General features: G+C 63.7%; 24 protein-coding genes. 12 read left to right on the top strand and 12 right to left on the bottom strand.

Translation table 11 applies throughout. The features are described from left to right. The first annotated feature begins 86 nt into the window (after positions 1-86). Genes queC through RLQ26_02390 form a run of 3 tightly spaced genes read left to right on the top strand, consistent with a single transcriptional unit; the run spans position 87 to position 1,809 of the window. Positions 87-797 (top strand): 7-cyano-7-deazaguanine synthase QueC, encoded by a 711-nt coding sequence (queC, locus tag RLQ26_02400; GenBank protein ID MEQ9087575.1) that lies wholly within the window; start codon positions 87-89, stop codon positions 795-797. Next, a complete protein-coding gene (queE, locus tag RLQ26_02395; protein ID MEQ9087574.1) occupies positions 794-1,438 on the top strand; it encodes a 7-carboxy-7-deazaguanine synthase in 645 nt (214 codons plus the stop codon). The genes queC and queE overlap by 4 nt, the downstream gene beginning before the upstream one ends. An 11-nt stretch (positions 1,439-1,449) precedes the next feature. Next, positions 1,450-1,809 (top strand): 6-carboxytetrahydropterin synthase, encoded by a 360-nt coding sequence (locus tag RLQ26_02390; GenBank protein MEQ9087573.1) that lies wholly within the window; start codon positions 1,450-1,452, stop codon positions 1,807-1,809. 16 nt (positions 1,810-1,825) lie between these two features. Here RLQ26_02390 and queF read toward each other — a convergent pair whose 3' ends face one another. The 9 genes from queF to RLQ26_02345 all read right to left on the bottom strand — a co-directional run bounded on the left by queF (position 1,826) and on the right by RLQ26_02345 (position 12,471). Next, positions 1,826-2,290 (bottom strand): preQ(1) synthase, encoded by a 465-nt coding sequence (gene queF / locus RLQ26_02385; protein ID MEQ9087572.1) that lies wholly within the window; start codon positions 2,288-2,290, stop codon positions 1,826-1,828. Between the two features lie 4 nt (positions 2,291-2,294). Further along, on the bottom strand, positions 2,295-3,458 hold the full coding sequence (gene tgt, locus RLQ26_02380; GenBank protein ID MEQ9087571.1) for a tRNA guanosine(34) transglycosylase Tgt: 1,164 nt from the start codon (positions 3,456-3,458) through the stop codon (positions 2,295-2,297). A gap of 20 nt (positions 3,459-3,478) precedes the next feature. Beyond that, positions 3,479-4,525: a tRNA preQ1(34) S-adenosylmethionine ribosyltransferase-isomerase QueA gene (gene queA, locus RLQ26_02375; GenBank protein MEQ9087570.1), complete on the bottom strand. Its 1,047-nt coding sequence runs from the start codon at positions 4,523-4,525 to the stop codon at positions 3,479-3,481. After that, a complete protein-coding gene (locus tag RLQ26_02370) occupies positions 4,522-5,601 on the bottom strand; it encodes an AbrB family transcriptional regulator (protein ID MEQ9087569.1) in 1,080 nt (359 codons plus the stop codon). The genes queA and RLQ26_02370 overlap by 4 nt, the downstream gene beginning before the upstream one ends. A gap of 27 nt (positions 5,602-5,628) precedes the next feature. Next, positions 5,629-6,798, bottom strand: a complete 1,170-nt coding sequence (gene argE, locus RLQ26_02365) for an acetylornithine deacetylase (protein ID MEQ9087568.1) — start codon at positions 6,796-6,798, stop codon at positions 5,629-5,631. Positions 6,799-6,851: 53 nt separating this feature from the next. Then, on the bottom strand, positions 6,852-7,631 hold the full coding sequence (locus RLQ26_02360; GenBank protein ID MEQ9087567.1) for an NAD kinase: 780 nt from the start codon (positions 7,629-7,631) through the stop codon (positions 6,852-6,854). 142 nt (positions 7,632-7,773) lie between these two features. Further along, positions 7,774-9,057 carry an ankyrin repeat domain-containing protein gene (locus RLQ26_02355; GenBank protein MEQ9087566.1) on the bottom strand — a complete coding sequence of 428 codons (1,284 nt, stop codon included), beginning with the start codon at positions 9,055-9,057 and terminating at the stop codon, positions 7,774-7,776. A 535-nt stretch (positions 9,058-9,592) separates the two neighbouring features. Continuing rightward, positions 9,593-10,594 (bottom strand): GTP 3',8-cyclase MoaA, encoded by a 1,002-nt coding sequence (moaA, locus tag RLQ26_02350; protein ID MEQ9087565.1) that lies wholly within the window; start codon positions 10,592-10,594, stop codon positions 9,593-9,595. A gap of 149 nt (positions 10,595-10,743) precedes the next feature. Beyond that, positions 10,744-12,471, bottom strand: a complete 1,728-nt coding sequence (locus RLQ26_02345; GenBank protein ID MEQ9087564.1) for a PAS domain-containing sensor histidine kinase — start codon at positions 12,469-12,471, stop codon at positions 10,744-10,746. 315 nt (positions 12,472-12,786) lie between these two features. Here RLQ26_02345 and mobA point away from each other — a divergent pair, with 315 nt between their 5' ends. Then, a complete protein-coding gene (gene mobA, locus RLQ26_02340; GenBank protein MEQ9087563.1) occupies positions 12,787-13,425 on the top strand; it encodes a molybdenum cofactor guanylyltransferase MobA in 639 nt (212 codons plus the stop codon). A gap of 26 nt (positions 13,426-13,451) precedes the next feature. On the opposite strand, the gene RLQ26_02335 is transcribed toward mobA, so the two are convergent. After that, the gene (locus tag RLQ26_02335) at positions 13,452-13,631 is read right to left on the bottom strand and encodes a DUF3553 domain-containing protein (protein MEQ9087562.1); all 180 of its coding nucleotides are present in this window, start codon (positions 13,629-13,631) and stop codon (positions 13,452-13,454) included. Between the two features lie 145 nt (positions 13,632-13,776). Here RLQ26_02335 and RLQ26_02330 point away from each other — a divergent pair, with 145 nt between their 5' ends. The 6 genes from RLQ26_02330 (at position 13,777) to RLQ26_02305 (ending at position 20,574) form a co-directional block, all read left to right on the top strand. Beyond that, positions 13,777-14,439, top strand: coding sequence for a histidine phosphotransferase family protein (locus tag RLQ26_02330; GenBank protein ID MEQ9087561.1), 663 nt, complete (start codon positions 13,777-13,779; stop codon positions 14,437-14,439). Positions 14,440-14,611: 172 nt separating this feature from the next. Then, positions 14,612-17,629 (top strand): hybrid sensor histidine kinase/response regulator, encoded by a 3,018-nt coding sequence (locus RLQ26_02325; GenBank protein MEQ9087560.1) that lies wholly within the window; start codon positions 14,612-14,614, stop codon positions 17,627-17,629. Beyond that, positions 17,629-18,117 carry a chemotaxis protein CheW gene (locus RLQ26_02320; GenBank protein MEQ9087559.1) on the top strand — a complete coding sequence of 163 codons (489 nt, stop codon included), beginning with the start codon at positions 17,629-17,631 and terminating at the stop codon, positions 18,115-18,117. The genes RLQ26_02325 and RLQ26_02320 overlap by 1 nt, the downstream gene beginning before the upstream one ends. 29 nt (positions 18,118-18,146) lie before the next feature. Continuing rightward, complete coding sequence (locus tag RLQ26_02315; GenBank protein ID MEQ9087558.1) at positions 18,147-18,512, top strand: response regulator; 366 nt, start codon at positions 18,147-18,149, stop codon at positions 18,510-18,512. Between the two features lie 89 nt (positions 18,513-18,601). Then, entirely contained in the window at positions 18,602-19,735 is a 1,134-nt protein-coding gene (locus RLQ26_02310; GenBank protein ID MEQ9087557.1) for a chemotaxis response regulator protein-glutamate methylesterase, read from the top strand. Next, the gene (locus tag RLQ26_02305; protein ID MEQ9087556.1) at positions 19,732-20,574 is read left to right on the top strand and encodes a CheR family methyltransferase; all 843 of its coding nucleotides are present in this window, start codon (positions 19,732-19,734) and stop codon (positions 20,572-20,574) included. The genes RLQ26_02310 and RLQ26_02305 overlap by 4 nt, the downstream gene beginning before the upstream one ends. A gap of 99 nt (positions 20,575-20,673) precedes the next feature. On the opposite strand, the gene RLQ26_02300 is transcribed toward RLQ26_02305, so the two are convergent. Beyond that, positions 20,674-21,396, bottom strand: a complete 723-nt coding sequence (locus tag RLQ26_02300; GenBank protein MEQ9087555.1) for a response regulator transcription factor — start codon at positions 21,394-21,396, stop codon at positions 20,674-20,676. 172 nt (positions 21,397-21,568) lie between these two features. Here RLQ26_02300 and fliI point away from each other — a divergent pair, with 172 nt between their 5' ends. Next, positions 21,569-22,969, top strand: coding sequence for a flagellar protein export ATPase FliI (gene fliI, locus RLQ26_02295; protein MEQ9087554.1), 1,401 nt, complete (start codon positions 21,569-21,571; stop codon positions 22,967-22,969). Between the two features lie 33 nt (positions 22,970-23,002). Next, the gene (locus tag RLQ26_02290; protein MEQ9087553.1) at positions 23,003-23,416 is read left to right on the top strand and encodes a flagellar FliJ family protein; all 414 of its coding nucleotides are present in this window, start codon (positions 23,003-23,005) and stop codon (positions 23,414-23,416) included. Positions 23,417-23,451: 35 nt separating this feature from the next. On the opposite strand, the gene RLQ26_02285 is transcribed toward RLQ26_02290, so the two are convergent. Next, positions 23,452-24,648, bottom strand: coding sequence for a hypothetical protein (locus RLQ26_02285; protein MEQ9087552.1), 1,197 nt, complete (start codon positions 24,646-24,648; stop codon positions 23,452-23,454). Positions 24,649-24,726 lie beyond the last annotated feature (78 nt).

The raw sequence follows: 24,726 nt of genomic DNA, 5'->3' as shown, positions 1-24,726 counted from the left end.
CCGGTGTGTTATCCACCTGCGCCGGCCCGCCCTGGCGCGAATCGCCGGCAGAGTGGCGGTTCTGGACTAAAAAAGAAAGATGGGTAATGGCGCAAAATCCGGTCGCGATCGTGTTGCTGAGTGGCGGGCTTGATTCCGCCACCGCCCTGGCGGTTGCTCAGAGCGAAGGGTACGACGTGGCCGCCCTGACGTTCAACTATGGCCAGCGCCACATCCACGAGGTCCGCGCGGCCGAGCGTGTCGCGGCCAGCCGGGGCGTCGAGGATCACGTCATCATCAAAATCGATCTCCGACAGTTTGGCGGCTCGGCCCTCACGGCCGACATTCCGGTGCCGACCAATCGTGACGCCAGCGAGATGGCGAGCGAGATTCCCGTTACCTACGTGCCGGCACGGAACACAATCTTTCTGGCCTTCGCGCTGGCCCATGCGGAAGTGCGCGGATCGGGCGACATCTTTATCGGTGTCAATCGCGTCGATTATTCAGGCTACCCCGATTGCCGGCCCGAATTCGTCAGGGCTTTCGAAGCCATGGCCAATCTCGCGACCCGCGCAGCGGTGGCCGGGGAAATCCCGGTCCGGATCCATGCCCCCCTGATAGACTTGTCCAAGTCGGATATCATACGGCGCGGGCTCGAGCTGGACGTCGATTACAGTGAGACCACCAGTTGCTACAGTCCGGGTGTGGGCGGCACGGCCTGCGGGGTCTGCGATGCCTGCCAGATTCGCCTCAAGGGGTTTAACGAGGCGGGGATCGACGATCCGATCGCCTATATGACCGGCCAGGCGCGACGATGAGCTACGCGGTCAAGGAAATCTACTACACGCTCCAGGGCGAAGGGGCGAATACGGGCCGGGCCGCCGTGTTCTGTCGCTTTGCCGGGTGCAATCTGTGGTCCGGGCTGGCGCGCGACCGGGCAACGGCAGTCTGCCGGTTCTGTGATACCGATTTCGTCGGGACGAACGGGCCGGGTGGTGGCACTTTCATCGATGCCGCGACCCTGGCTGACCGGGTGCGGACGGTCTGGAACGCGCAGGCGGCGTCCGGCGCGGCGCTCCCGCTCGTGGTCTGCACGGGCGGCGAGCCGCTCCTGCAGCTCGACCGGACGCTGATCGATGCTCTGCACGGCGCCGGGTTCGAAATCGCGATCGAGACCAATGGTACCCTGGCGGCGCCGGCGGGGATCGACTGGATCTGCGTCAGTCCCAAGGCCGGGGCGGCGCTGGTCCAGGAATGCGGGCAGGAGCTCAAGCTCGTCTACCCGCAAGACGGTGCGCCGCCCGATAAATTCGCGCATCTGGACTTCGCGCATTTCTACCTGCAGCCCATGGACGGTCCCCGCCTGGACGAGAACACCCGCCTGGCGCTGGCCTACTGTCTTGCCCATCCCCAATGGCGCCTCAGCCTGCAGACGCACAAGCTCCTCGGATTTCCCTAGGCGATCGGGTCATGATGGAAGTTTTCGTATCAATCCGTTTCGAAGCGGCGCTCAGATTGCCGGAGGCGCCGGCGGGCTCAAAAGCCGGTCGGCTGCACGGTCATTCCTTCGAGGCCGAAATCTGGGTCGCCGGCGATGTCGGCGACCAGACCGGCTGGGTGATGGATTTCGCCGAGTTGCGCCGCCTCGTGGCCCCCGTGGTGGAGGCGCTGGACCATCAGTATCTCAATGATATTCCGGGGCTCGAAAATCCGACTGCGCCGGCGATCGCCGGCTGGATTTTTGATCGGCTGCGGCCCGATGTGCCGGGTCTGGTCCGCGTTGCGTTGCGCGATCCCGAAGGGGGCGCGGTGGTGCGGCGCCCCGACTGATCGGGCAGGGGCGGTATCAGCCGCGTCCGCGATAGGGTGCAACGCCCGTATCGGGCAGCCAGACTCCGTCGGGTGCGGGTCCGGTCTGGTAAAAAACATCGATCGGAATACCGCCCCGCGGATACCAGTAGCCCGCGATCCTGAGCCAGGTGCAGTCGCTTGCACCGACAATCCGTTCCGCGATCATCAGGGTGCAGGCCTCGTGAAACCCCGCGTGGTTGCGAAAGGAATGAAGGAAAAGCTTGAGCGACTTGCTCTCGACGAGCCGGGGGCCGGGCACGTAATCGACGACGAGATGGGCAAAATCGGGCTGCCCCGTGACGGGGCAGAGCGATGTGAACTCGGGACAGGTGAACCGCACGACATAGGCCGTGCCCGCGCGCGGGTTCGGAACGGTCTCGAGCGTCGCTTCCTCGGGCGCGTGCGGGATTTTGCCCGACCCGCCAAGCTGGCTCAGTCCACCATAGGTTTCTTCCGCCATAGGCTTATTCCTTTCCGGGTATGACCTCGTGATCCTCGGGCATGTTTTCCGCGTCACCGTCCCCGGCCTGACGGAAAGCGTGGACGAAATCCGCGAGGGTGCCGTCGGCAATCCGGTCGCGCAGCGCCGACATCAGGTCCTGATAATAGGTCAGGTTATGCCAGGTCAGCAGCATGGCTCCCAGAATTTCATTGGCCTTGACCAGGTGATGCAGATAGGCGCGGCTGTAATCGCGGCAGGCGGGGCAGGCGCAACCATCCTCGAGAGGCGCCGGATCGTCGGCGAAACGGGCGTTACGGATATTGAGCGCGCCCGCGCGCGTGAACGCCTGCGCCGTCCGGCCCGAACGGGTCGGCAGCACGCAATCGAACATGTCAACGCCCCTGAAGACCGCCTCCACGATATCGCGCGGCTTGCCCACGCCCATGAGATAGCGCGGCCGGTCGGCCGGCAAGCAGCGGGTCGTCTCGGTGGTGACCTCGACCATGCGCGCAAATCCCTCACCCACCGCGAGGCCACCGATCGCATAGCCGTCGAACCCGATTTCCTGTAATGCGCCGGCGGATTCTGCCCGGAGGTCTGTATAGACGCTCCCCTGCACAATGCCGAAGACGCCGTGTCCGGCCCGGTCCACGAAAGCCTCCCGGCAACGCCTCGCCCAGCGCATCGACAGGGCCATCGAGCGAGCGGCGGCGTCCTTTTCAACGGGAAAGCTGGTGCATTCATCGAGCACCATCGAAATGTCCGATCCGAGCAGATGCTGTATTTCCATGGCGCGCTCGGGCGAGAGGTGTACCTCGCGACCATCGAGATGGGAGCGGAACAGCACGCCATCCTCACTGATCCGCCGTCGCTGGGCGAGCGAGAATACCTGGTAGCCGCCCGAATCGGTCAGGATTGGGCGGGGCCAGTTCATGAAGGCGTGCAGACCACCCAGCGCCGCCACGCGCTCGGCCCCGGGGCGCAACATCAGATGGTAGGTATTGCCGAGGATGATGTCGGCGCCGGTTTCGCGGACCGATTCGGGCCGCATCGCCTTGACCGTGCCGGCCGTGCCCACGGGCATGAAGGCCGGCGTGCGCACGTCACCATGGGCGGTCCGGAGGAGGCCGGCGCGCGCGTCGCCGTCACGCGCCTTGATTGAAAAGGAGAAACCGGGTGTGGCCATCTGCTCGTCCATTGTGCCCGTCAGGCGGCCGCGGCATCGCGATGCAGGAGACAGGCGTCGCCATATGAATAGAACCGGTAGCCCCGGTCAATGGCGTGGGCGTAGGCGTGTCTGATCCGTTCAAACCCGGCAAACGCGGCCACCAGCATCATCAGCGTGGATCGCGGCAGATGAAAATTGGTGATCAGCAGATCCGCCGCGCGAAACCGGTAACCGGGGGTGATGAAGATCTCGCTCTCGCCGCTGAAGGGCCGGATTTCGCCGCTCCCGCCAGCCGCCGTCTCCAGCAGCCTGAGCGAAGTGGTGCCGACCGGAATGATTCGCCCGCCCCCGCGGCGCGTCGCATTCAGGGCTGCCGCCGTCTCGGCGCTGATTTCTCCCCATTCCGCGTGCATCCGGTGCTGGGCCGTGTCTTCGACCCGGACCGGCAGGAAGGTTCCCGCCCCCACATGCAGCGTCACGAGGCTGTGGGCGATGTTCCGTTCGGCCAGGGCCGACATGAGACGCGGGGTGAAATGGAGTCCCGCCGTGGGCGCGGCGACCGCCCCTTCCCGGGCCGCGAACAGGGTCTGGTAGTCCTCTGCGTCCTGTGCGTCCGGTGCGCGGTTGCGCTGGATATAGGGCGGCAGCGGCATGGTTCCATGCGCCTCCAGCCGGGTGCGCAGCAGTGGGAGGCTGTAGGGAAAGGACAGTGTGACCCCGCCAGCTTCCATTGGCTCGACCGCGACGATGTCCGCCCTGAAATCGTCACCGAAGATGACCTGGCGGCCCGGCCGGAAAACGCGCCCCGGGCGAACGAAGGCCTGCCAACTCTGGTGCTCAAGCCGCCGGTGCAGTGTAACTGAAACGCGTCGGTCACCGATCTTCCCGTTAAGTTGTGCGGGAATGACCTTTGTATCATTGAAGACGAGTCGGTCGCCTGGCTCGAGGCATTGGGGCAGATCGGTCATCACCCGGTCCGTTAGCGTGGCACCCACCTCGAGAAGACGTGCCGCATCCCGGGGTGAGGTCGGGCGTGTTGCGATGGCGCTTTCCGGCAGGTCGAAATCGAACAACGATACTTTCACGATTGGCGGTCCTTCGGATCAGATGGCGGAGTCTCGGCCGTCCCAAGGAGCTTCCGACCGGCGCGAAAGATGATCGGCGCCAGAACAACGACCATGGCGATGCGTGCAACGTGGTGCGTGGACACGAATGCCGTATCGACATTGAGTGCGAGGGCGGTCAGACTCATCTCGGCGACCCCGCCCGGCGCGAGGCTGAGCAGCATGCGGGCAAAACCGATATCGAACAGGCGGTCGGCGCCGTAGGCGAAGCCGATAGCGAGCGCGATCGTGACCAGCGCGGCGACGGCCGAGACCCACAGGATGCGTCTCACCGAGAAGAAGTCGACACCGACGAAGCGGCAGCCGATGGCGGTGCCGATAATTACCTGCGCGACGATGACCAGAAGGGCCGGCGGGTTGGCCGCCGTCCACCCCAGGATGTGGACAGCCGCGCTCAACAGCATGGGGCCGGTGAGTTGTGACGCCGGCAGGCGTATAAGTCGGGCAAGGGCGAAGCCCGCGATACCGGCGGCGCCCAGGATCGCGACATCCCCCGCCGTAACGGTCGCGCCGGGCGGGGTGAGCGTGGTGATTCGCTCAGCCCCCTCCCAAAGGCGCAGGAAAAGTGGGACCGTGGCCACCACGACGAGAATGCGGATGGCGTGGCTGAGCGAGATCACCCGGTCATCACCACCCATGCTCTGGCCCATCAGGACCATTTCGTTCAGCCCGCCCGGCGCGGCGGCGAAGAACGAGGTAATCCGGTCATACTTGCCAACCCGGTAAAAAAACCAGCGCGACAGGCCGCCCGCCCCGATCACGAAAACCAGCAGCACGCCCAGGGGCAGAAGCCAGGAAGAGGCGTCGTGCATTACATCGGGCGTGAAGGCGCTTCCGATAAGGACACCCAGGACGACGATCATCAGCGTGCGCAACCAGCTGGGCATGTAGAGCGGCACGCTCCGCATCGCAGCCACGGTCGCAAGACACAGCGCGCCCAGGAGCCAGCCGAGCGGCACGCCAGCCCAGGTGAACAGGGCGCCGCCCGTCGTGCCGATGGTCACGGCGATCAGAAAGTCTCGGGCTTTTTGGGTCACGCTTCGCTGTCTTTTCGGCCGAAGGGGCTAGGCAGTGGCGAGATGATCGACGAGCCGGCCGAGAAACTGGCGGCCGGCCTCGAACTGCTCGATCAGAATGAACTCGTCGGGTTTGTGGGCCTGGTCGATACTGCCGGGTCCGCAGACGACGGTCGGAATATCGGCGCGGTCGAAGAGGCCGCCCTCCGTCCCGAACGGGACCTTGAACGTTTTATTTTCGCCGGTCAGGTTCTTGACCAGGTCGACAATATCCGAGGTCTCATCGGTCTCGAGCGGCGGGAAATTGCCCTGAAGGGTGAACGAAATTCCGGCGTCCGGGTCCGTCTCGTGCATCCGTGGCAGAATTTCCGTCTCGACCCGCCCGGCTATTTCGTCAAGGAGCGTCATGGGGTCGTGGGTCGGCAGATTGCGAAACTCGAAGTGGATGTCACAGGTCCTGGGAACGATGTTGAGGGCCGTGCCGCCCTGGATCACGCCGACATGAACTGTCGTATAGGGAGGATCGTAACTTTCGTCGATCGGACCGTCATGCCGGATGCGGTCCCTGATCTCGGCCAGGATGGCCAGGACCTCGCCCGCGTGTTCGATGGCATTGACCCCCTTGTGGGTCAGGGAGGAATGCGCCTCGCGGCCTCGCACGCGGCAATGCACGGTTGTCTTGCCCTTGTGACCGTTGATGACCCGGAGCCCTGTGGGTTCCCCCACGATGCATGCCCACGGCCGATGAGCAAGATGCGCGGCCATGTCGTCAATGAGCCGGGGCACGCCGAGGCAGCCCACCTCCTCGTCATAGGAGAACGACAGATGCAGCGGGACGCGGCCCGGACGCTCGGCATACCGGTGCGCGGCTGCCAGCGCGAGGGCGATAAAGGATTTCATGTCGCTGGTGCCCCGCCCGTACAGTCTTCCGTTTGCTTCAGTCAATGAGAACGGATCGGTGGTCCAGTCCTGCCCGTCCACCGGGACCACGTCGGTATGGCCCGAGAGAATCAGGCCGGGACGATCCAGCGGGCCGAGGGAGGCAAAGATATTGGCCTTCGCCTCCGCGTCGTCATAGGTAAGCCGGCAGTTCGCACCCAGAGATTCGAGGAAGTCCTGAATGTACCCGATACAAACAAGGTTCGAGTATCGGCTGGTCGTGTCGAAAGAGATCAGCTTCTTCAGGATGTCTTTGGCGTCGGGTGAACTGCTGGGCATTTCCACTGCGGCATAGGGGGGTTGGGATGACCGGCTGGTCGAGCAATTCCGGGTCAGGGCGCGAACTGTTCGCGCAGGACACGTTCTTCGTAGTTCTGGTTTTTGTCAAAAAGAATGGTCAGTGAGATGGACCGGTCCTCGTAAACCTGGACCCATTCGACATCCCGCACTTCCTGATTGTCGGCGACGGCGCTGACCCGGCGGTGCTTCGCATCGAGCACCTCAAACGTCACCCGGGCCGTATCCTTCAGCAACGCGCCGCGCCAGCGGCGGGGGCGAAAGGCGCTGATGGGTGTCAGCGCCAGGACGCCCGCCCCCATGGGGACAATGGGTCCGTGGGCCGACAGATTGTAGGCGGTACTGCCCGCGGGCGTCGCGACCAGGATCCCGTCGCAGACGAGCTCATCCAGGCGGACCACATCATCCACCAGAATCCGGATTCGCGCCGTCTGGTGCCTTTCGCGCAGGAGCGATACCTCGTTGATGGCGAGCGCCTCATGGCGCGTGCCGTCCAGGGTGGTCGCCACCATCCGCAACGGATGCAGGGTTTCGGGCTTGGCGGCGAGGATGCGTTCCAGCAGGTCGCCGTCGGGCGCATGGTTGGTGAGAAAACCGACACTGCCCCTGTGCAGGCCGTAAATCGGCTGCCCCTTTCCCATGAAGCGATGCATGGCCTCCAGAACTGTGCCGTCCCCACCAATGGCGACCACGACATCCGCGTCTTCGCTGAAATCGCCATGACGCGCACTCAGTTCAGCAAGAGTCTCCTGAGCTTCCGGCGACTCGGCGGCGACGAAGGTTAGTTTTGTCGTTTGCGTCGTGGCAGAAGGCACTCGGACACTTACCCTTTGGCAGATTCGTTCGGCTCCGATCATCCGGGCCCGGCTGACCCGCACGCGGCTTGCCGGGGGAGTATAGTCGGGCGCGGGAGAAGCGCCAGACAGGACCCGCCGGCCGGCGCGGTTCGTGCGGATTTCAGCCCTTTTTCCGGATCAGCTCGACGATTTCCGCGTATCCCTCGCGCCGGGCGATGTCCAGTGCGGTGTCCCGGTCACCGTTGCGGAAATCGGTCGCGGCACCGGATTCCAGCAGCTTTTCCACGACATCCTTATGCCCGTTCCAGGCAGCGCGCATCAAGGGCGTCATGCCGAACCGGTCCTGATGGTTGACATCGGCCCCGGCCTCGACGAGCTTTCCGGCCGCCTTGGCATGGCCGTTGACGGCCGACCAGGTGAGGGCGGAAAGGCCGTTCTGGTCTGTGAAGTCCGGATCCGAGCCGAATTCGAGCATGACCTCGACCACCTTTTCGTAGCCGCGCCACGCCGCATTGATCAGCGCCGTCTTGCCCCCTTTATCCGTTGCCTGCGCATCGACACCGAGCGCGAGCAATGTGCGGACGCGCGCGATATCTCCGGTTTCGGCCGCGCGTCGGAGCTCCTCCTGCATTTCCCGTTTTTCTTCGGGCCGGGCCTGCGGCGGGGCCACCTCAGACATGATCTGCGCCCATTGGGCCGAAAGTTTGCGGGATTCGATCAGATCCTTGGCCGGCATGATCGGCTCCAGCAGCTCCTTGCCCTCACGCGCAATCTCATCTCCCGCCTGGGCGGCCTGGGTCCACCAGAAATGCGCCTTGGCAAGATCGCGTGGGGTGCCAATGGCGCGCCCGTGCAGAAAACCGAGAATCCGTTGGGCGGGTGCGTAGTTCTGCTCCGCCGCCTTCTGCAGCCAGGCGACCGCTTCTTGGGCGTTGGCCTCGGTGCCGCGTCCGATCAGCTCGCGGACGCCCACAGCGTACTGGGCCGGCGCATATCCGATCTCCGCGGTTTCGAAAATTCGTTCAAAGGATTTCCTGTCCGCCGCTTGCTGCCGGGCCCGGATCCGATCGAGCGCCGCGTCTTCAGGCCGCGCGCCCTCAAGCGCCGCTACACGATTGTCCTCGAGCCGGCGCATAACATCCCCCGCACGCGGATCGATGGCCGCGACATAGTCCAGGATTTCGCCGATATCGCGGGTTTTCGGGCGGGCGGGGCGGGGCGGTGCTTCGTAGATCCGTGTATCGCGCCCCCCGCTGGCCGCCCCCTGATCTGCGGCCGGAGTGGTGGAGGCGTCCGATTCCGGGGAACCGGCGCTCGCCGGCATTTCACCTTCGGCTGGCTGTCCGGCGCCCTCCGTACCGGATGCCTGTGTGCCCGCGTGCGCCGCCTCGGCCGCCGCCATGGCGCGACGGAAGGTCTCGGGGTCGATGATTTCCACTGCCATTTTATCGGCATCGGAGATCTGCGGTGACGGCTTTCCGGACTTTGTCCGGTCTTGGGCGGAAGGCGCGCGTGTTGCCGCGGCCGGATCTGCCGACGAGGTTTCGGCCCCGCTCGCGGGCCGGCTGGCAGTTCGGCCCTCCTGCCGGCGGCTGTCGGCACCATCTTCCGGGTCTCCCCGCTTGCCGGCAATCTGGGGGCGTCCGCCTGCTGGCGGGGACTGCGTCTCGTCCTCCTCTTCGTCCGGATCCGGTTCTGGGTCAGATTCGGGTAGAAGCGTGGCCCAGTTGACGCTTTCCGGTTCTTCGCTGTCTTCCTTGAAGAAATCAGGCCAGAACAGCCATAGGGAAGGCAGGCCCAGGACGAGCAGGGCGATCACCGAGCCATGGAGTAATCCCGAAAGAGTGATGCCACGCCGCACGTGTCTGCTCCACAACGAGGGTCCCGGATTGCCCGGGTGCTGTCATCCGCCGGTAGACGCCCCCGATTTTAGGCGAAAGGACCGGCATGCGACATGCTAAAGCTCGGGGAGCGAGGGATCAGCCGCCGGTCACGCTCATGTGGCGCTCGACCGGCTGCGCCTGACGGCGATCGATCACGAAATCATGCCCCCGGGGCTTGCGTGATATGGCCTCAAGGATCGCTTGCTCCAGCGGCCCGTCACCCTCCGCCGCGCGGACAGGGGCACGTAAATCGGCCTTGTCCGCCTGTCCGAGGCACATATAGAGCTGGCCCGTACAGGTCAGCCGCACGCGGTTGCAGCCTTCGCAGAAATTGTGGGTGAGTGGCGTTATAAAGCCGAGCTTCCGGCCAGTTTCAGCGACCTCGACATACCGCGCGGGTCCTCCTGTCCGATAGTCGATCGGACGGAGTGTCCAGTCGGCCTTGAGCCGGGTGCGGACCATGGACAGGGGCAGGTACTGGTCGAGCCGGGCGGTCCCGATTTCACCCATCGGCATGACTTCGATAATTGTCATGTCGAAGCCCTGATCGCCGCACCAGGCGAGCATAGCGCTGAGTTCGTCATCGTTGACGCCCTTGAGGGCGACGGCGTTGATCTTGATCGTCAGCCCCGCCCTGCGGGCGGCGTCGAGCCCGGCCAGCACCTGATCGAGGCTGCCCCAACGGGTGATTTCCCTGAACACGTCGGGCTTCAGCGTATCGAGTGAGACGTTGAGGCGCCGGACTCCGGCCGCCGCGAGGTCGTCGGCGAACCGCGCGAGCTGGCTTCCGTTCGTGGTCAGGGTGAGTTCGTCGAGCGTGCCGCTTTCCAGATGCCGCCCGAGGCGACGGATCAGCGTCATGATATTACGTCGGACCAGCGGTTCGCCGCCCGTCAGCCGCAGCCTTCTCACGCCAAGGCGGATAAAGGCGTTACAGACCCGTTCGATTTCCTCCAGCGACAGCACCTCCGATTTCGGCAAGAACGTCATGTCTTCCGACATGCAGTAGATGCAGCGGAAATCGCACCGGTCCGTCACCGACACCCGAAGATAGCTGACTTCGCGTCCAAACGGGTCAATGAGTGGTGCTGCGGGCATGGGCCTGGATTTTTCCTTGCGTCGGTTTGCTGGCGGATGTGGGCGGCCGCCGCGCTTGCCGACGGCGCGCTGCCCATGGCCCAAATTACGGAATCGGGCGGCGGTTTTCACCCCTGCCGGCGAAGGGTTATGTATCCCCTACGGGTCGCTCAGGCGTCTGCGCCCTGGCGGCGGCAGGGCAGGGTCACGGTGAAGCGCGCCCCCTGGCCTTCGGTGCTCTCGACGGAGATTGTGCCCCCCATCATTTCGGCCAGGAAACGGGAAATCGTGAGGCCGATCCCCAGCCCGCCGGGGCCGGCCTGAAAGGCCGACTGCTCGCCCTGGTAAAAGCTGTCGAAGATCTTGGCCTGCTGCTCGGGCGTGATCCCGACGCCCGTGTCCCAGACCGTGATATCCACCATCTCACCCTTGGGGCGGGCGACATCGATGCCGATCCGTCCGCCCTTGTCCGTGAACTTTACCGCGTTACCGAGAAGATTGACGAAAATCTGGCGCGCGCGGACCGGATCACCCAGGACATCGAGGCCGGCCGGGACCGGGCCGATCTCGATCTCGAACCCGCGCTCGGCCGCGTTGGCCGAAACCAGCTTCGCGGCCTCGTTGAGGAGGCCGTCAAGCGCCATGGGTTCCGATTTCGCACTGGCAATGGTGTCCGTCCCCTCGAGATCGGCAAGGGCGAGGATGCTGTCCACGGTTTCCAGCAGGTGATGGGCGGAACGCGCGATGTCGCGGAAATATTCCGAATATTTTTCGCCCAGTGGTCCGTAAATCTGGGTGAGGGACATCTCGGAGAAACCGATGATCGCGTTGAGCGGCGTGCGCAACTCGTGGCTCATCATGGCGAGAAACTCGGACTTCGAATGGGCGGCCGCCTGCGCGCGTTTCAGGGCCTCGTCAAGATCTCGGTTGCGCGCCTTGAGGCTTTCGAGCGCGACCTCCAGCTCTTCGCGCGCGCGAACCGCGGTATTTTCGGCCGCCACCTGCCGCGTTACGTCGGTTCCCGTACCGCGATAGCCGATAAACCGGCCCGAGTCCGAATTGAAGACCGGGACGCCGCTCAGCCTGATGCGATGGGTGTCGCCCGATCCGTCCGTGACGACGAACGCGGCGCCGCGGAAGGGTTTTCGCCGGCCGATAAGCCGGTCGGGCGCGCGGGGCCCGTCCGAATCGTCCTCGAACCGTCCGATTGCGCCAAGATAGCGCCCGGTCAAGGTTTCGGCCGGCTCGCCCAGCGTCTCCGCGATACGGTTGGATGCAAAGGTCAGATTCAAATTGTGGTCGGTCTCCCAAACCCAGTCCGAGGCCGAGCGGATCACATCTTCGTAGCGCGCCTGAGTCTGGGCCAGCCTGCGATTGGCTTCGGCGCGATCGGTGACATCGGTGTAAACGCCGACATAGGCCACGGTCAGGCCCGACGCATCGGTCAGCGGAAAATGGCGTCCCGAATAATAGGCCATGGAGGTGCCACGGGCGGCGACGTCATTCGTCACGATCTCGTCCGAAGCTTCGCTTTCGAGCCGCTCAAAAATCTCGCCCAACGCCGTCGGCGTTTCTTCGAGGACGTGGCCTCCGTTCTCTCCGTCGTCGTCGAAGATGCGCGCCGCCAGATCGTGAAAGGCGGGGTTGGCGTAAATCAGATGACCGCGCCTGTCCGCGATATAGAGCGGCGCGACCATGACGAGAAGCGCCTTGTACAACTCGTCGCTGACAAAAGTGCCTTCGTGAAGCGGATAGGACGCCTGATCCTGTCGCCGGCGCAGCGTGCTGACCTGGCGCGGGCCGCTCGGGGGCGGACGGTGAGCCCGAAGATCGTCAGCGTCGGTGCGCGCCGGCTGGTCCGGCCGCCGGGACGGCGCCTCATCGTCAGTGAAATTCACGTTGGTTCCCCCAAAACCAGATGGTAATCCGGCCGGCCGCACCGTACCGGCTGCCGTCGCGCGAATTTCGCCGCGGCCAGCGAGGGCGCAGTCTGTCGGAGGCGAGTCTTCAGGTCAAGAAATTGGTGCAAGTATCTGAGCACGCATTTAAATACCCTGTATCGGTCGTGGCAGCCTGGCCGGATCCTGGCGGGATCGTGGCGGGATCGTGACGGGCCTTGTCGGGATTTCGGCCACCCCTCATAGTCCGGCCATGCTGCGAGGTCGCACAGCCCGCCGCCCCGCCGCGGGCGGGGCCGAGAAGGAACCCCGGACGTGAGCGCGTTCGGCCTGGTGCTTGCCGGCGGCCGTTCGCGGCGCATGGGGCAGGACAAGGCGCGTCTTCGCCTCGGTGGTGAGACGCTTCTCGGTCGTACGCTGGCGCGGGCCCGGCGTCAGGTCGCCGGGCTGGTGATCGTGGCGGGCGACCGGGCGGGCGACCGGGCGGGCGATCGGGCGGAAAATTTCGCCGACAGCGGCGTGCCGGTCCTGACCGACGCCATTCCGGGATCGGCCGGCCCGCTCGCCGGACTGCTTGCCGGCCTGGATCATGTTGCTGGCGAGCGGCCGGATGTGTCCTGGCTCGCGAGTTTCGCCACCGATACGCCGTTTTTTCCACCAAATCTGGTGGCCGAGCTACTGGCCGCCGCATCGCGGCAAAACGTCCCGATCGCGATGGCCCGTTCCTGTGGGCGGGTCCATCCGGTTTTCGGCCTTTGGCATGTTTCTCTCAGGGCCGATCTGCGCGAAGCCCTGGTCGGCGAGGGCATCCGGAAAGTGGATCTCTGGACAGCGCGGCACGGGTCCGCGCTGGTCAATTTCCCGCTATCGGCCGGCCTCGATCCGTTCTTCAATATCAACACGCCCGATGATTTACGCCGCGCCGCGACATTTCTTGCGTCCGACGCCGGATAACGCCCGCCGTCATTCGTTCCGCCCCATCAGTCATTGTCGTCGTCGATCACTTCAAGCGTGATCACACGGGTGTTGATAAGTACTTTCCCGGAGTTCTCGAAGTTAACGGTCACCCTGTCGCCGATTGCCGACTGGACCTGACCGATGCCCCAGTCAGGCTCATCGGGATGGCGGACCCGGGCACCGGGCACGAGTAAGGGATTCACGGCGAAACTCCTGTCCTTTCTGTTTTGCCAATTCCACCCGTTTTCGTTACGAATGAAAACCAGGGGGAAAGGATACCATCCCTCGGGTCTGTCTGGGTTTGGTAGGAATCGACAGGCGCGGTATTCGCTGGGAGGCGCTCAAGTGGTGAGCCATTTCACGGTCGACCTGCGCGTGCTGGAACTGATCAGCTCGCGCCTCTGCCACGAGCTGATCGGGCCGATCACCGGAATTTCCACCGGAATCGAACTTGCCTCCGGCGGCGAAAACGGTGCCGATAGGGAAATACTGGAGCTGCTTGGCTTCAGCGCGGCCCAGGCCTCCGCCCGCCTGCAATTCTACCGCCTGGCTTACGGGCTGGGCGGATCGGACGACGAGAGCGTGACTCTCGGACAGATAACCCGATTATGCGACGGCATTGTCGGGGAAACCCGCGTCACATGCGACTGGTCCGCCGTCGGCAGCCTGGACGCCCGGATGCGCAAATCCGACGCCCGACTCTTTCTCAATCTTTTCGTGATCGCCTGCGACAGTCTGCCCAAGGGCGGCACTGTTTCGGCTCGTCCGTCGGAGCAGGGGGCGCGAATCGTTCTGGAAGCGGCGGGCGAGGGCGCCGGGCTTGCCGAGGTGGTCCCAGCTGCCTTTGACGGGCGCGTGGACGTCTCCACCCTGACGCCGCGCACCGTCCACCCCTATTTCACCGCCTGTCTGTTTGAGCGAACGGGTCAGACGGTGAAGCTCTCCGACAAACCCGGCCAGCCCGGGTTCGATTTTTCCCTCTCGAAAGCGCTTGCCTTCGGTCCGGAATAAGCTCCTAGGACGCGCGGCATACAGCGTCTTTTTTGCAATTTTTACGCGATTTTAATCGTTCCCGGCCAGTCTTGGCGCCGGATCGCCGAGAGTGCTGCCGGAAGGACCGGCCGTGCGAAATCTGGCGCTCCTGTTTCGACTTACCCCAGCCCCAGGCCCGGATGGCAGCTCCATGGACGACCTTCTCAGCGAATTCCTGACTGAAACCAACGAAAGCCTCGCGACACTCGATCTGGAACTGGTTCGGCTCGAACAAAATCCGAACGACCCGGAACTGATCGGCAGCATCTTTCGCCTCGTGCACACGATCAAGGGTACATGCGGCTTCCTGGGTCTGCCGCGCCTGGAATCGGTCGCACATGCGGGGGAGAACGTTCTTGGCAAAATCCGGGACAAGGAGCTGGAGGCAGATTCCACAGCCGTCACCCTAATTCTCGCGTGTCTGGACCAGATTCGCGATCTTCTTGCGACGCTGGAGCAAACCCAGGAAGAGCCCGAGGGGGATGACAGCGAACTGATCCGTCGGCTTAACGATTTCGCCGACGGCAAGGGCGGCGCCGACGGGACGGTCGAGACGGCAACCCAGACGGTACCGGCGATCGAGGGGACGACGGCTGAAGCATCGCATCCGGCGTCGGCCAATGATGGAGACTCGTCGCAAATCGGCGAGATTGCCGCCGCCTGGCGGCGCCGCGCCGGCGAGGATGACCAGATTCGCACTTTCTTCGAAAACGAGATCTGGGCCGAACGCTTCGCCGCCATGGCCGCCTTTGTCATCCAGGGGGGTGATTCGTATTCGCCGGCACGTGCCGCGGCCGATTTCTCCGATGCCGTGGGCGCCGGATTCAACGATCTCATTTTTGACCAGCTTGTCGATCATCTGCGGGCCGCCGTTTCCGAGTCGGGCGGTGACCGGGCGAGTGTCGACGAGGCAGCAATTCATTTCGAATCGCTGCAGGATGCGTGTCTCGGCCGGGCACCCGCCGCGGAACCGGGACCGGTGGCTGAAACCGTGTCAGCGCCCGAACCGGCGCCGGCGGCCCGCAAGGGCGCAGCAACGGGGCCGAAGGACGCGAAGCCCGCCAAGGAGGTCGCCGAGGCCGAAGGCGGGCAGAAGGAATCCAGCCTCGCCAACCAGTCGATCCGCGTACGGCTGGATCTTCTGGAAGACCTGATGAACATGGTGAGCGAGCTGGTGCTGACCCGGAACCAGCTTCTGCAGCTCCTGCGCACCCATCAGGAGAGCGAATTCACCAGCCCCCTGCAGCGGCTCAACCACGTGACCTCCGAGCTGCAAGAGGGCATCATGAAGACCCGCATGCAGCCCATTGGCAATGCCTGGGCCAAGCTGCCCCGGCTGGTGCGCGACCTCTCGCTCGAACTGAACAAGAAAATCGACCTCCAGATGGTCGGCGCCGAAACGGAACTCGATCGGCAGGTACTGGACCTGATCAAGGACCCGCTGACCCATATGGTCCGGAATTCGGCCGACCACGGCCTTGAGACCACCGCCGAGCGGCGCGCCGCCGGCAAGCCCGAAATGGGACGCATCATCCTCAAGGCCTATCAGGAGGGCGGCCACATCATCATCCAGATCGCGGATGACGGGGCCGGCATCAATGTCGAGCGGGTCAAGGCAAAGGCGCTGCAGAACGGGCTTACGACCGATGCCGACCTGGAAACGCTTTCGGACCAGCAAATTCTCAGCTTCATTTTCAAGCCCGGCTTCTCGACCGCGGCTGCGGTAACCAGTGTTTCCGGCCGCGGCGTCGGCATGGATGTGGTGCGCACGAATATCGAGAAAATCGGTGGCAATATCGAAGTCAAGTCGAATACCGGCAAGGGCTCTGTCTTCACGATCAAGATCCCGCTGACCCTGGCCATCGTCTCGGCCCTGATCGTCGAGTGCAGCGGTGAGAAATTCGCCATCCCGCAGCTCAGCGTGCTGGAGCTGGTCCGGGCATCCTCGCGGTCGGAGCACACGATCGAGCGGGTCAACCAGACCCGGGTCCTGAGGCTGCGCAACCGGCTTCTGCCCCTGGTATCGCTCAGCGACCTTCTTCAACTCGAGGACGGGCGGGAGGTCAATGATGAGGACGACACCTTCGTCATCGTCAGCCAGGTCGGCACTTATTCCTTCGGCATCATCGTCGATCAGGTTTTTGATACCGAAGAGATCGTGGTCAAGCCCGTGGCGCCGATCCTCCGGGATATCACGATCTTCTCGGGCAACACGATCCTGGGCGATGGAAGCGTTATCATGATCCTCGATCCCAACGGCATCGCCGCCGCGACGGGCGAGCCGACGATGCGGGCGGATGATGGCGATATCGCTGACCAGGACACTCAGGATGGCGGAGAGAAGACGCCGCTTCTGATTTTCCGGGCCGGCAACCGGACTCCCAAGGCGGTGCCGCTGGGCCTGGTAGCGCGGCTCGAAGAGGTGGATTTCGAATCCATCGAGGTCACCAACGGGCAATCGGTGGTTCAGTACCGCGACCGGCTGATGCCGTTGCTCACCGTGGACCCGACCCACGAACTGACCGGCAAGGGCAAAAAGCCGTTCCTGGTTTTCGCCGATGAAGAACGAAGCATGGGTCTCGTCGTGGACGAGATCGTCGATATCGTGGAGGCCCCGCTCAACCTGCAAATGTCCGGCGAACAATCCGCCATTCTCGGCAGTGCGATCGTCGACGGTGCGGCGACCGATGTCATTGACGCCGGTTATTTCCTCACCTCCGCCTTCAAGGACTGGTTCAGCCGGGCGCGCGGTTCGGCGGCGAGTGGGCGGCGCGGCAGCGCATCCGGCCAACGAAACCTGCTGCTCGTCGATGACAGCAGCTTCTTCCGTAACCTGCTCTTGCCTCTCTTGACGACGGCGGGCTATCGGGTGACTTCCGTCGGCTCCGCGGCGGAAGCCCTCGCTCTCCAGGAACAGGGCAAGCAGTTCGATGCCATCATCAGCGACGTCGAAATGCCCGACATGGACGGATTTGCCTTCGTCGAGGCCGTGCGCAATGGCGACAGGTGGGCCCACACACCGGTGCTGGCCCTGTCTTCCTACACCTCGCCGGAAGATTTCGATCGAGGTCGGGCTGCCGGGTTCACCGACTATATTTCCAAGTCGGATCGCGACAGCCTGCTTGATGTTATCGGACAAACGCTGTCGCAGGCCGTAGGAGGCGTATGATGAGCGACGACTTTCACGAAAAAAATAATGTCCTTCACGAAGATGGAAGCAGGGGCACGAGCCAGTTCGTCACGCTCTATGTGAATGATCAGCTTTTTGGAATTCCCATCCTGCAGGTTCAGGATGTCCTTGGCCCGCAGCGCCTGACGCCGATCCCCCTCGCCCCGAAACAGGTGGCCGGCGCGTTGAACTTGCGCGGCCGTATCGTGACAGCGATTGACGTGCGCAAGCGGCTTGGCCTGCCGCCGCGTGAAGGGAACGAAAAGGGGATGAGCGTCGCGGTCGAGATTGGCACGGAGCTCTATAGCCTGGTTGTCGATTCGGTGGGCGAAGTCATGAAATTGCCGACCGAGGATTACGAGGCGGCGCCGCCGACCCTCGATCCGGTATGGCGGGATATCAGTGATGGCATCTTCCGTCTCAAGGGCGATTTGCTGGTCGTGCTCGATGTCGAGCGATTGCTGAATACACAGCAAAAAGCCGCGTAATTGGGCCTGGGTTCTCTTTGGGGGAATAGATGAAATCCTGTCTTGTTGTCGATGATTCGAAAGTCATCCGTACTGTTGCCCGTCGTATTCTCGAACAATTGGACTTTTCAATTACGGAGGCGGCTGACGGAAAAGAGGCGCTGGACGCCTGTTCCGGCCGTATGCCGGACGTCGTGCTGCTGGATTGGAACATGCCGGTCATGGACGGGCTGGAATTCCTCAAGTCCCTGCGAAAGACGCCCGGCGGAAACACGCCGGTCGTCATTTTCTGCACCACTGAGAATGATCTCGGCCATATTCGCACCGCGCTCGAGGCCGGCGCCAACGAATACATCATGAAGCCCTTTGACAGCGAAATTATCCAATCCAAGTTTGCCGAGGTAGGCATCCTGTGAGTTCCTCCCCGTCCCCCAGCACCCCTGCCGGGGCTGGCCGCAACAAGGCTGGACAGGCGGTGGAAACGTCGTCCGACGCCTACCGTGTGATGGTGGTGGACGACTCCACCGTTGTGCGGGGTCTGATCGCGCAAACCCTTCGTCAGGATCCTGACATCGATGTGGTGGTCACGGCCCCGGATGGCGCGGCCGCATTGCGCCTGCTCGACCGCCACGATATCGAAGTTATCGTTCTTGATATCGAGATGCCGGTCATGGACGGACTGACGGCTCTGCCAAAGCTGAAGGAAAAGAAGCCGGATCTCAAAATCATCATGGCCTCGACGCTGACCCGCAAGAACGCGGAAATCAGCTTCAAGGCATTGTCCCTGGGGGCGTCCGATTACATCCCCAAGCCCTCGACCTCCCGCGAGGTCAGCGGGGGCGTGGATTTCAAGACGGATCTGGTCAGCAAGGTCAAGGCGCATGGCCGGCGGGGACGGGCGAGAACCGGCGGCGGCGCACCCTCGCCGGCACCCGCGTCCGCGCCGGGTGCACCGTCCCGCACCTCGGCCATGCCGACGATGCAGGGGCGCGAGGTTTCCCTTCGAGCGTCCCTCGTCCACAGTGTGAGCGCGCTGGCCATCGGCAGTTCAACCGGGGGCCCACAGGCTTTGTTCAAGCTTTTCACCAGCCTGCCGGCCGATCTCGGTCTGCCGATTTTCGTCACCCAGCACATGCCGCCGACATTTACCGAAATTCTCGCGCAGCATATTACCAAGCAAACGCGGTTTCTGGCCGAAGAAGGGCGCGATGGGGTCGAGGTTGTGCCGGGCCAGGTCTACGTGGCACCGGGCGATTACCATATGGGCGTCGAAATGACGGACGGGAAGGCAGTCATTCGTCTGGCTCAGGATCCTCCCGAGAATTTCTGCCGGCCGGCCGTCGATTACATGTTCCGCAGCCTGCTGAAGGCGTATGGCAACCATATTCTGGCGGTGGTGCTGACGGGTATGGGGCAGGACGGGATGCTGGGCGCGCAGGAGATCGTCAAAAAGGGCGGGACGGTCATCGCCCAGGACGAAGCAACCAGCGTTGTCTGGGGCATGCCTGGCGCGGTCGCGACAGCGGGGGTCTGTTCGGCAATTCTTCCCATCGAAGAAATTGGTGAATACATGGGCAATTTCGCCAAGCGGCGGAAACTTGGATCAACGTCACCGGTCGCCGGAGTATCTCTCCCATGAAACCTGAACACGTCGACATCGTCGCCGCTCTGGTAAAGCGCACATCCGGTCTGATCCTCAGCCGCGAAAAGTCATATCTGGTGGAAAGCCGCCTCATTCCGCTGGCGCGGCAGTGGGACGAAACCACACCGGACGACCTGGTGGCCCTGTATGCGGCCAAGAAGGACGCGAAACTCGAAAAGGCGATTACGGAGGCGATGACCACCAACGAATCGTTCTTTTTTCGCGACAAGACACCGTTTGACCAGTTCCGCAGCCTGATTTTGCCCTACCTGATCGAGAACCGGCAGGCCCGGAAGACAATCAATATCTGGTGTGCCGCCTGCTCGAGCGGGCAGGAGCCGTATTCGCTGGCGATGATCCTGCGGGAGGAGGCGGCCAGGCTTCAGGGCTGGCGCGTCAAGATCCTGGCAACAGACATATCCGAAGAGGTCCTCGGGCAATGCCGCGAGGGCGTCTACAACCAGTTCGAGGTGCAGCGCGGCCTTCCGGTCCAAATGCTGGTGAAGTATTTTAACCAGGAGGGCGAGAAATGGCGGATCGATCCCTCCCTGCGTGAGCTGATCGACTTTCGCTATTTCAACCTGCTGGATGCCAATTATGGGCTGGTCAAGTTCGATGTGGTTTTCTGCCGCAACGTCCTGATCTATTTCGATCGGGAAACCAAGGGGGCGGTGCTGAGCAAAATCAGCAAGAATCTGGCCGATGACGGGAAGCTGTTTCTTGGCGGTGCCGAGACCGTCATGGGCGTGACCAAGGATTTCGAGCCGGTTTCGGGCCAGCGCGGCATTTATGCCAAGTCGGGTGTGGCGGCGGAGCATCTCGCGAAGACGGCGTGAGCTTCGCCCGCAGGTCGAACCCTGCATGAAAAAAGCGGGAAAGGAATTCCCGCTTTTTGTTTCAGGCCTGTGGTCAGGGTCTGCCTCGCGGCCGGGGCATTACCCGTTAGCGGCCGCCGCCATTTCCGGCGCACTGGCGTGGCCTTCACCCGGATCGCGCAGCACGTAGCCGCGGCCCCAGACGGTCTCGATGTAATTTTCGCCGCCGGTTCCCGCCGCCAGCTTCTTGCGAAGCTTGCAGATGAAGACGTCGATGATCTTCAGTTCCGGCTCGTCGATGCCGCCGTAGAGGTGATTGAGGAACATTTCCTTGGTCAGGGTCGTGCCCTTGCGCAGCGACAGCAGTTCCAGGATACCGTATTCCTTGCCTGTCAGGTGAATGGGCTGCCCGTCGGCCTCGACGGTGCGGGCATCCAGGTTAACCAGGAGCTTGCCGGTGCGGATGACCGATTCGGAATGTCCGCGCGCGCGCCGGACAATGGCGTTGATACGGGCGAGAAGCTCTGCCTTGTCGAATGGCTTGGTGAGATAGTCGTCGGCGCCGGTGCCGAGGCCGCGAACCTTGTTGTCAGGCTCGCTCAGGCCCGACAGGATCAGGACCGGAGTTTCAACCCGCGCGCTGCGGATGCGGCGCAGCACCTCGTAGCCGTCCATGTCGGGCAGCATGAGGTCGAGTATGATGATGTCGTAGTCATAAAGCTTGGCGATTTCGAGCCCGTCTTCACCAAGGTCGGTTGTGTCGCAAACGAAGCCCTCCGACTTCAGCATCGCCTGAACCGTTTTGGCGGTCGGTGAATCGTCTTCGACGAGCAGTACACGCATAGCTTGAATCCCCTGTGATCCCCTAGTGTGGCGCGCCGGTTCACCGGCCTTTAACCATGGCGCCAGTTTGGCGGGCCGAGGTTAACAATTCGTTTAACGAAGCTTAACACGTATCTCGGCCCGAGACCCGATTTTCGTCCATTTTACAGTTCCTTAAGCAAGCAACACCAGAATGGGCCCGAAAAAAGATTTGTTGTCGCCTGTTCTCGCCGCAGGGCAGGGCTTAACTTTTACCGAGGTTTCCGGCGTGCAGCTAGCCGTCAATACGCTTGTTGACGATATCAACGAGATTCCCAGCTACCAATATTACGGTCGTGTAACTGCCATCCAGGGCATGCTGGTCGAGGTTGGCGGGGCCGAGCGCTCGCTGACGATCGGCGCGCGCTGCATAATCCGGGCCCGGAACGGGCACAACGTTCCCTGCGAGGTGGTCGGCTTCCGCGATAGCCGGGCCCTGCTACTGCCCTTCGAATCCGTGGAGGGAGTTGGCCTGGGCTGCCGGGCCGATATCGGGGCAGACGCGCCTACCATCCGGCCAACGGACCGATGGCTTGGCCGCGTGATCAATGCACTGGGAGATCCGGTGGATGGCAAGGGGGCGCTGGTGTCAGGGCTCCATGGCTATCGCTTGCGCGGCTCGCCACCGCCGGCCCACGCTCGCCAGCCGGTCGGTGAAAAGATCGATCTCGGTGTTCGCGCGATCAACACATTCCTGTCCTGCTGCCGCGGTCAGCGCATGGGGATCTTCTCGGGCTCCGGCATCGGCAAATCGGTGCTCCTGTCGATGCTCGCGCGGTACACGAAATCGGATGTGACGGTCATCGGCCTCGTCGGGGAACGGGGGCGGGAAGTTCAGGAATTTATTCGCCATAATCTGGGGCCGGAAGGCCTCGCGCGGAGCGTTGTGGTCGTGGCGACTTCGGACGAATCGCCGCTGATGCGCCGCCAGGCGGCCTATACCACCCTGGCTGTGGCGGAGTATTTCCGCGATCAGGGCCGCGACGTGCTTTGCCTGATCGACAGCATCACCCGCTTTGCCATGGCGCAACGCGAAATCGGCCTGTCCGCCGGCGAGCCGCCGACGACCAAGGGCTATCCCCCTTCCGTCTTCGCCGAACTGCCCCGGCTTGCCGAACGCGCGGGGCCGGGCACGGGTACGGGCGCCATCACCTCTCTCTTCACCGTGCTCGTGGAGGGCGACGATCATAATGAGCCGATAGCCGATACGCTTCGGGGCACCCTCGACGGGCATATCGTTCTGGATCGCTCTATCGCGGAACGGGGCCGTTTTCCGGCAATCAACATCCTGCGCAGCGTCTCGCGCATGATGCCGACCTGTAATTCGGACGAGGAAAACGAACTGGTCATGAAGGCGCGCCGCTACCTCGCGCGCTATGAGGATATGGCGGAAATGATCCGGCTTGGCGCCTATCGCCCGGGGACGGATCCCGATGTCGATGACGCCATCCGCTATTATCCGGCGCTGGAGAGGTTTCTGAGCCAGAAGAATGACGAGGCGAGCGATCTTGCGGCCGGTTACGCGGCGCTTGCCGAGGTATTTCAGGATGACTAGCGGAAGAGGTGCTCGGGCTAGAGGGATGGCGGCATGAAGGGACTGGACAGCCTGATCCGGCTGCATAAATGGCGACTGGATGAAAAGAAGAGGGAAATCACGGCGCTCCAGAATTTCGCCGGCCGTCTCAAGAAGGAACGCGAGCGCCTGGTACTGGATTTCGAGCAGGAAAAGGCAGTCGCCACCGCCTCCCCCGAAGCTGGCATGACCTTTGAAGCCTATGCCCGTCACGTGCGCAAACGGTTGGCCAAGCTGGACGGCTCGGTGGTGCAGGTGGTGGAGAAACTGGAAGTGGCCCGCGAGGATCTGGCCGAGGCCTTTCAGGAGGTCAAGCGTTACGAGATCACGCGCGACAGCCGCGAGCGCCGGGCACAGGAGAGGCAGCGCCGGCTCGAGACCGAGGAAATGGACGAGATCGGGGGGCACCGGTTTCGCCGTCGGATTTGAGTATGGGGCGGGGCCGTTCCGTCGCCTGGCTTCCTCTAAATCACCAACCCAAGATGATCGTCGCGCCGCGCGGCCCGAAACGGGTCGGAGATGGGGCTCTGGACCCGGAAGCGAAGGCCCGTCTCCAATCCGGTGACGGCGCCCGCTTCAGCGATCATCTCGTGCAGGTCGTGCCGGAGCCAGGCGGGCAGCGGTGCCTCGGAGGTGATGGCGAGCGCCAACCGGGTGGCGGCGGCCTGCCCCTCGATCTGGAGTCGGCCCAGCGCGGAAAGCGTGAGATCGAGGACGAAGCCGCTCTCGGAATCATCGCCCTCCGTTGCCCCACCGCCCGTTTCGCGATGTGCCAGTCGTATGAATTGCAGCGTGTCGCCGTCCTGCACCGGGAGCAGGGCCGGACGCCAGTCCTGGGGCCCGGCGTCCCGGGTCAGGCGCGCCATGTCCCCGAAATCGTCACCGAGCCGGCCCAATATGTCGCTGCGGCCGGCCTGCTCGAGTTGGCGCGCCGAACCGGCGCCGAACCATTTCGAAAAATCGCTGCCTTTCAGCGCCGTCATGAGAAAAAACAAGGCGCTCGCAAGTCGTGGTCCCGGCGTGGCGACGGCCCCGGTCTCGAAACGCCCCGCGACAGCGTCGCCATTGCCCAATGCGCCGAGAGCCTCGCGCAGATTGGGCCAGTCACCCCCCAGATAGAGGGCCAGCGCGCGCCCGGTGTTAAACGAGTCCGGTCCGCTTAGGACGGGGCCGAGAAAATCGAGCAAAAGCCGGGTGCCGGGCGGCAGTGGCGGCAAGCCCGGCAACAAAAGCCGCCCCTGTGAGGTCTGCACGAGCGTGCCCTCGCCGGCATGGCGCGCCGGATCGCCTGACCCGACCAGCACCGTCCCGGTCAGTCCCCGTGCCGCGCCGTCCGGCCCCGCATTCACCTGCGTGCCGGGACCGGCCTGTGCGGCTTGGACGACCTGGATATAAAACCGCCCGGCTTCCTGTCCCGCCGAGGGCGGGACGGAGCCGGCGGGCGCGGGCGCGGCGGTAATGGCGGGCGGCGGGACGGGCGTGCCGGCGACGGGCCTTGTATACGGCGGGTCAGGGGGCCGCGCGGGGGCGGTCTGGAGGGGCGTGGCCGAAAGGCGGTGCATTTCCTGGTTGGGGGCCGGCGCGATCGCGCGGGTCGATCCGGCCGGCGATGGCGCCTCCGGCGCGAGGAAGCGGCCGACGACGATCTGCGGCGCGCTCATTGAAACCGCCGGCGCCGTCGGCGGCCGCGGCCCCGCAGCGGCCGCGGCCGGGTTGGGGCCAGCAATGCACCCCGCCCG

The organism is Alphaproteobacteria bacterium, from assembly GCA_040220875.1.
In the GTDB taxonomy this organism is placed as follows: domain Bacteria; phylum Pseudomonadota; class Alphaproteobacteria; order JAVJVX01; family JAVJVX01; genus JAVJVX01.
This window is presented reverse-complemented; position numbering and strand designations above follow the sequence as displayed.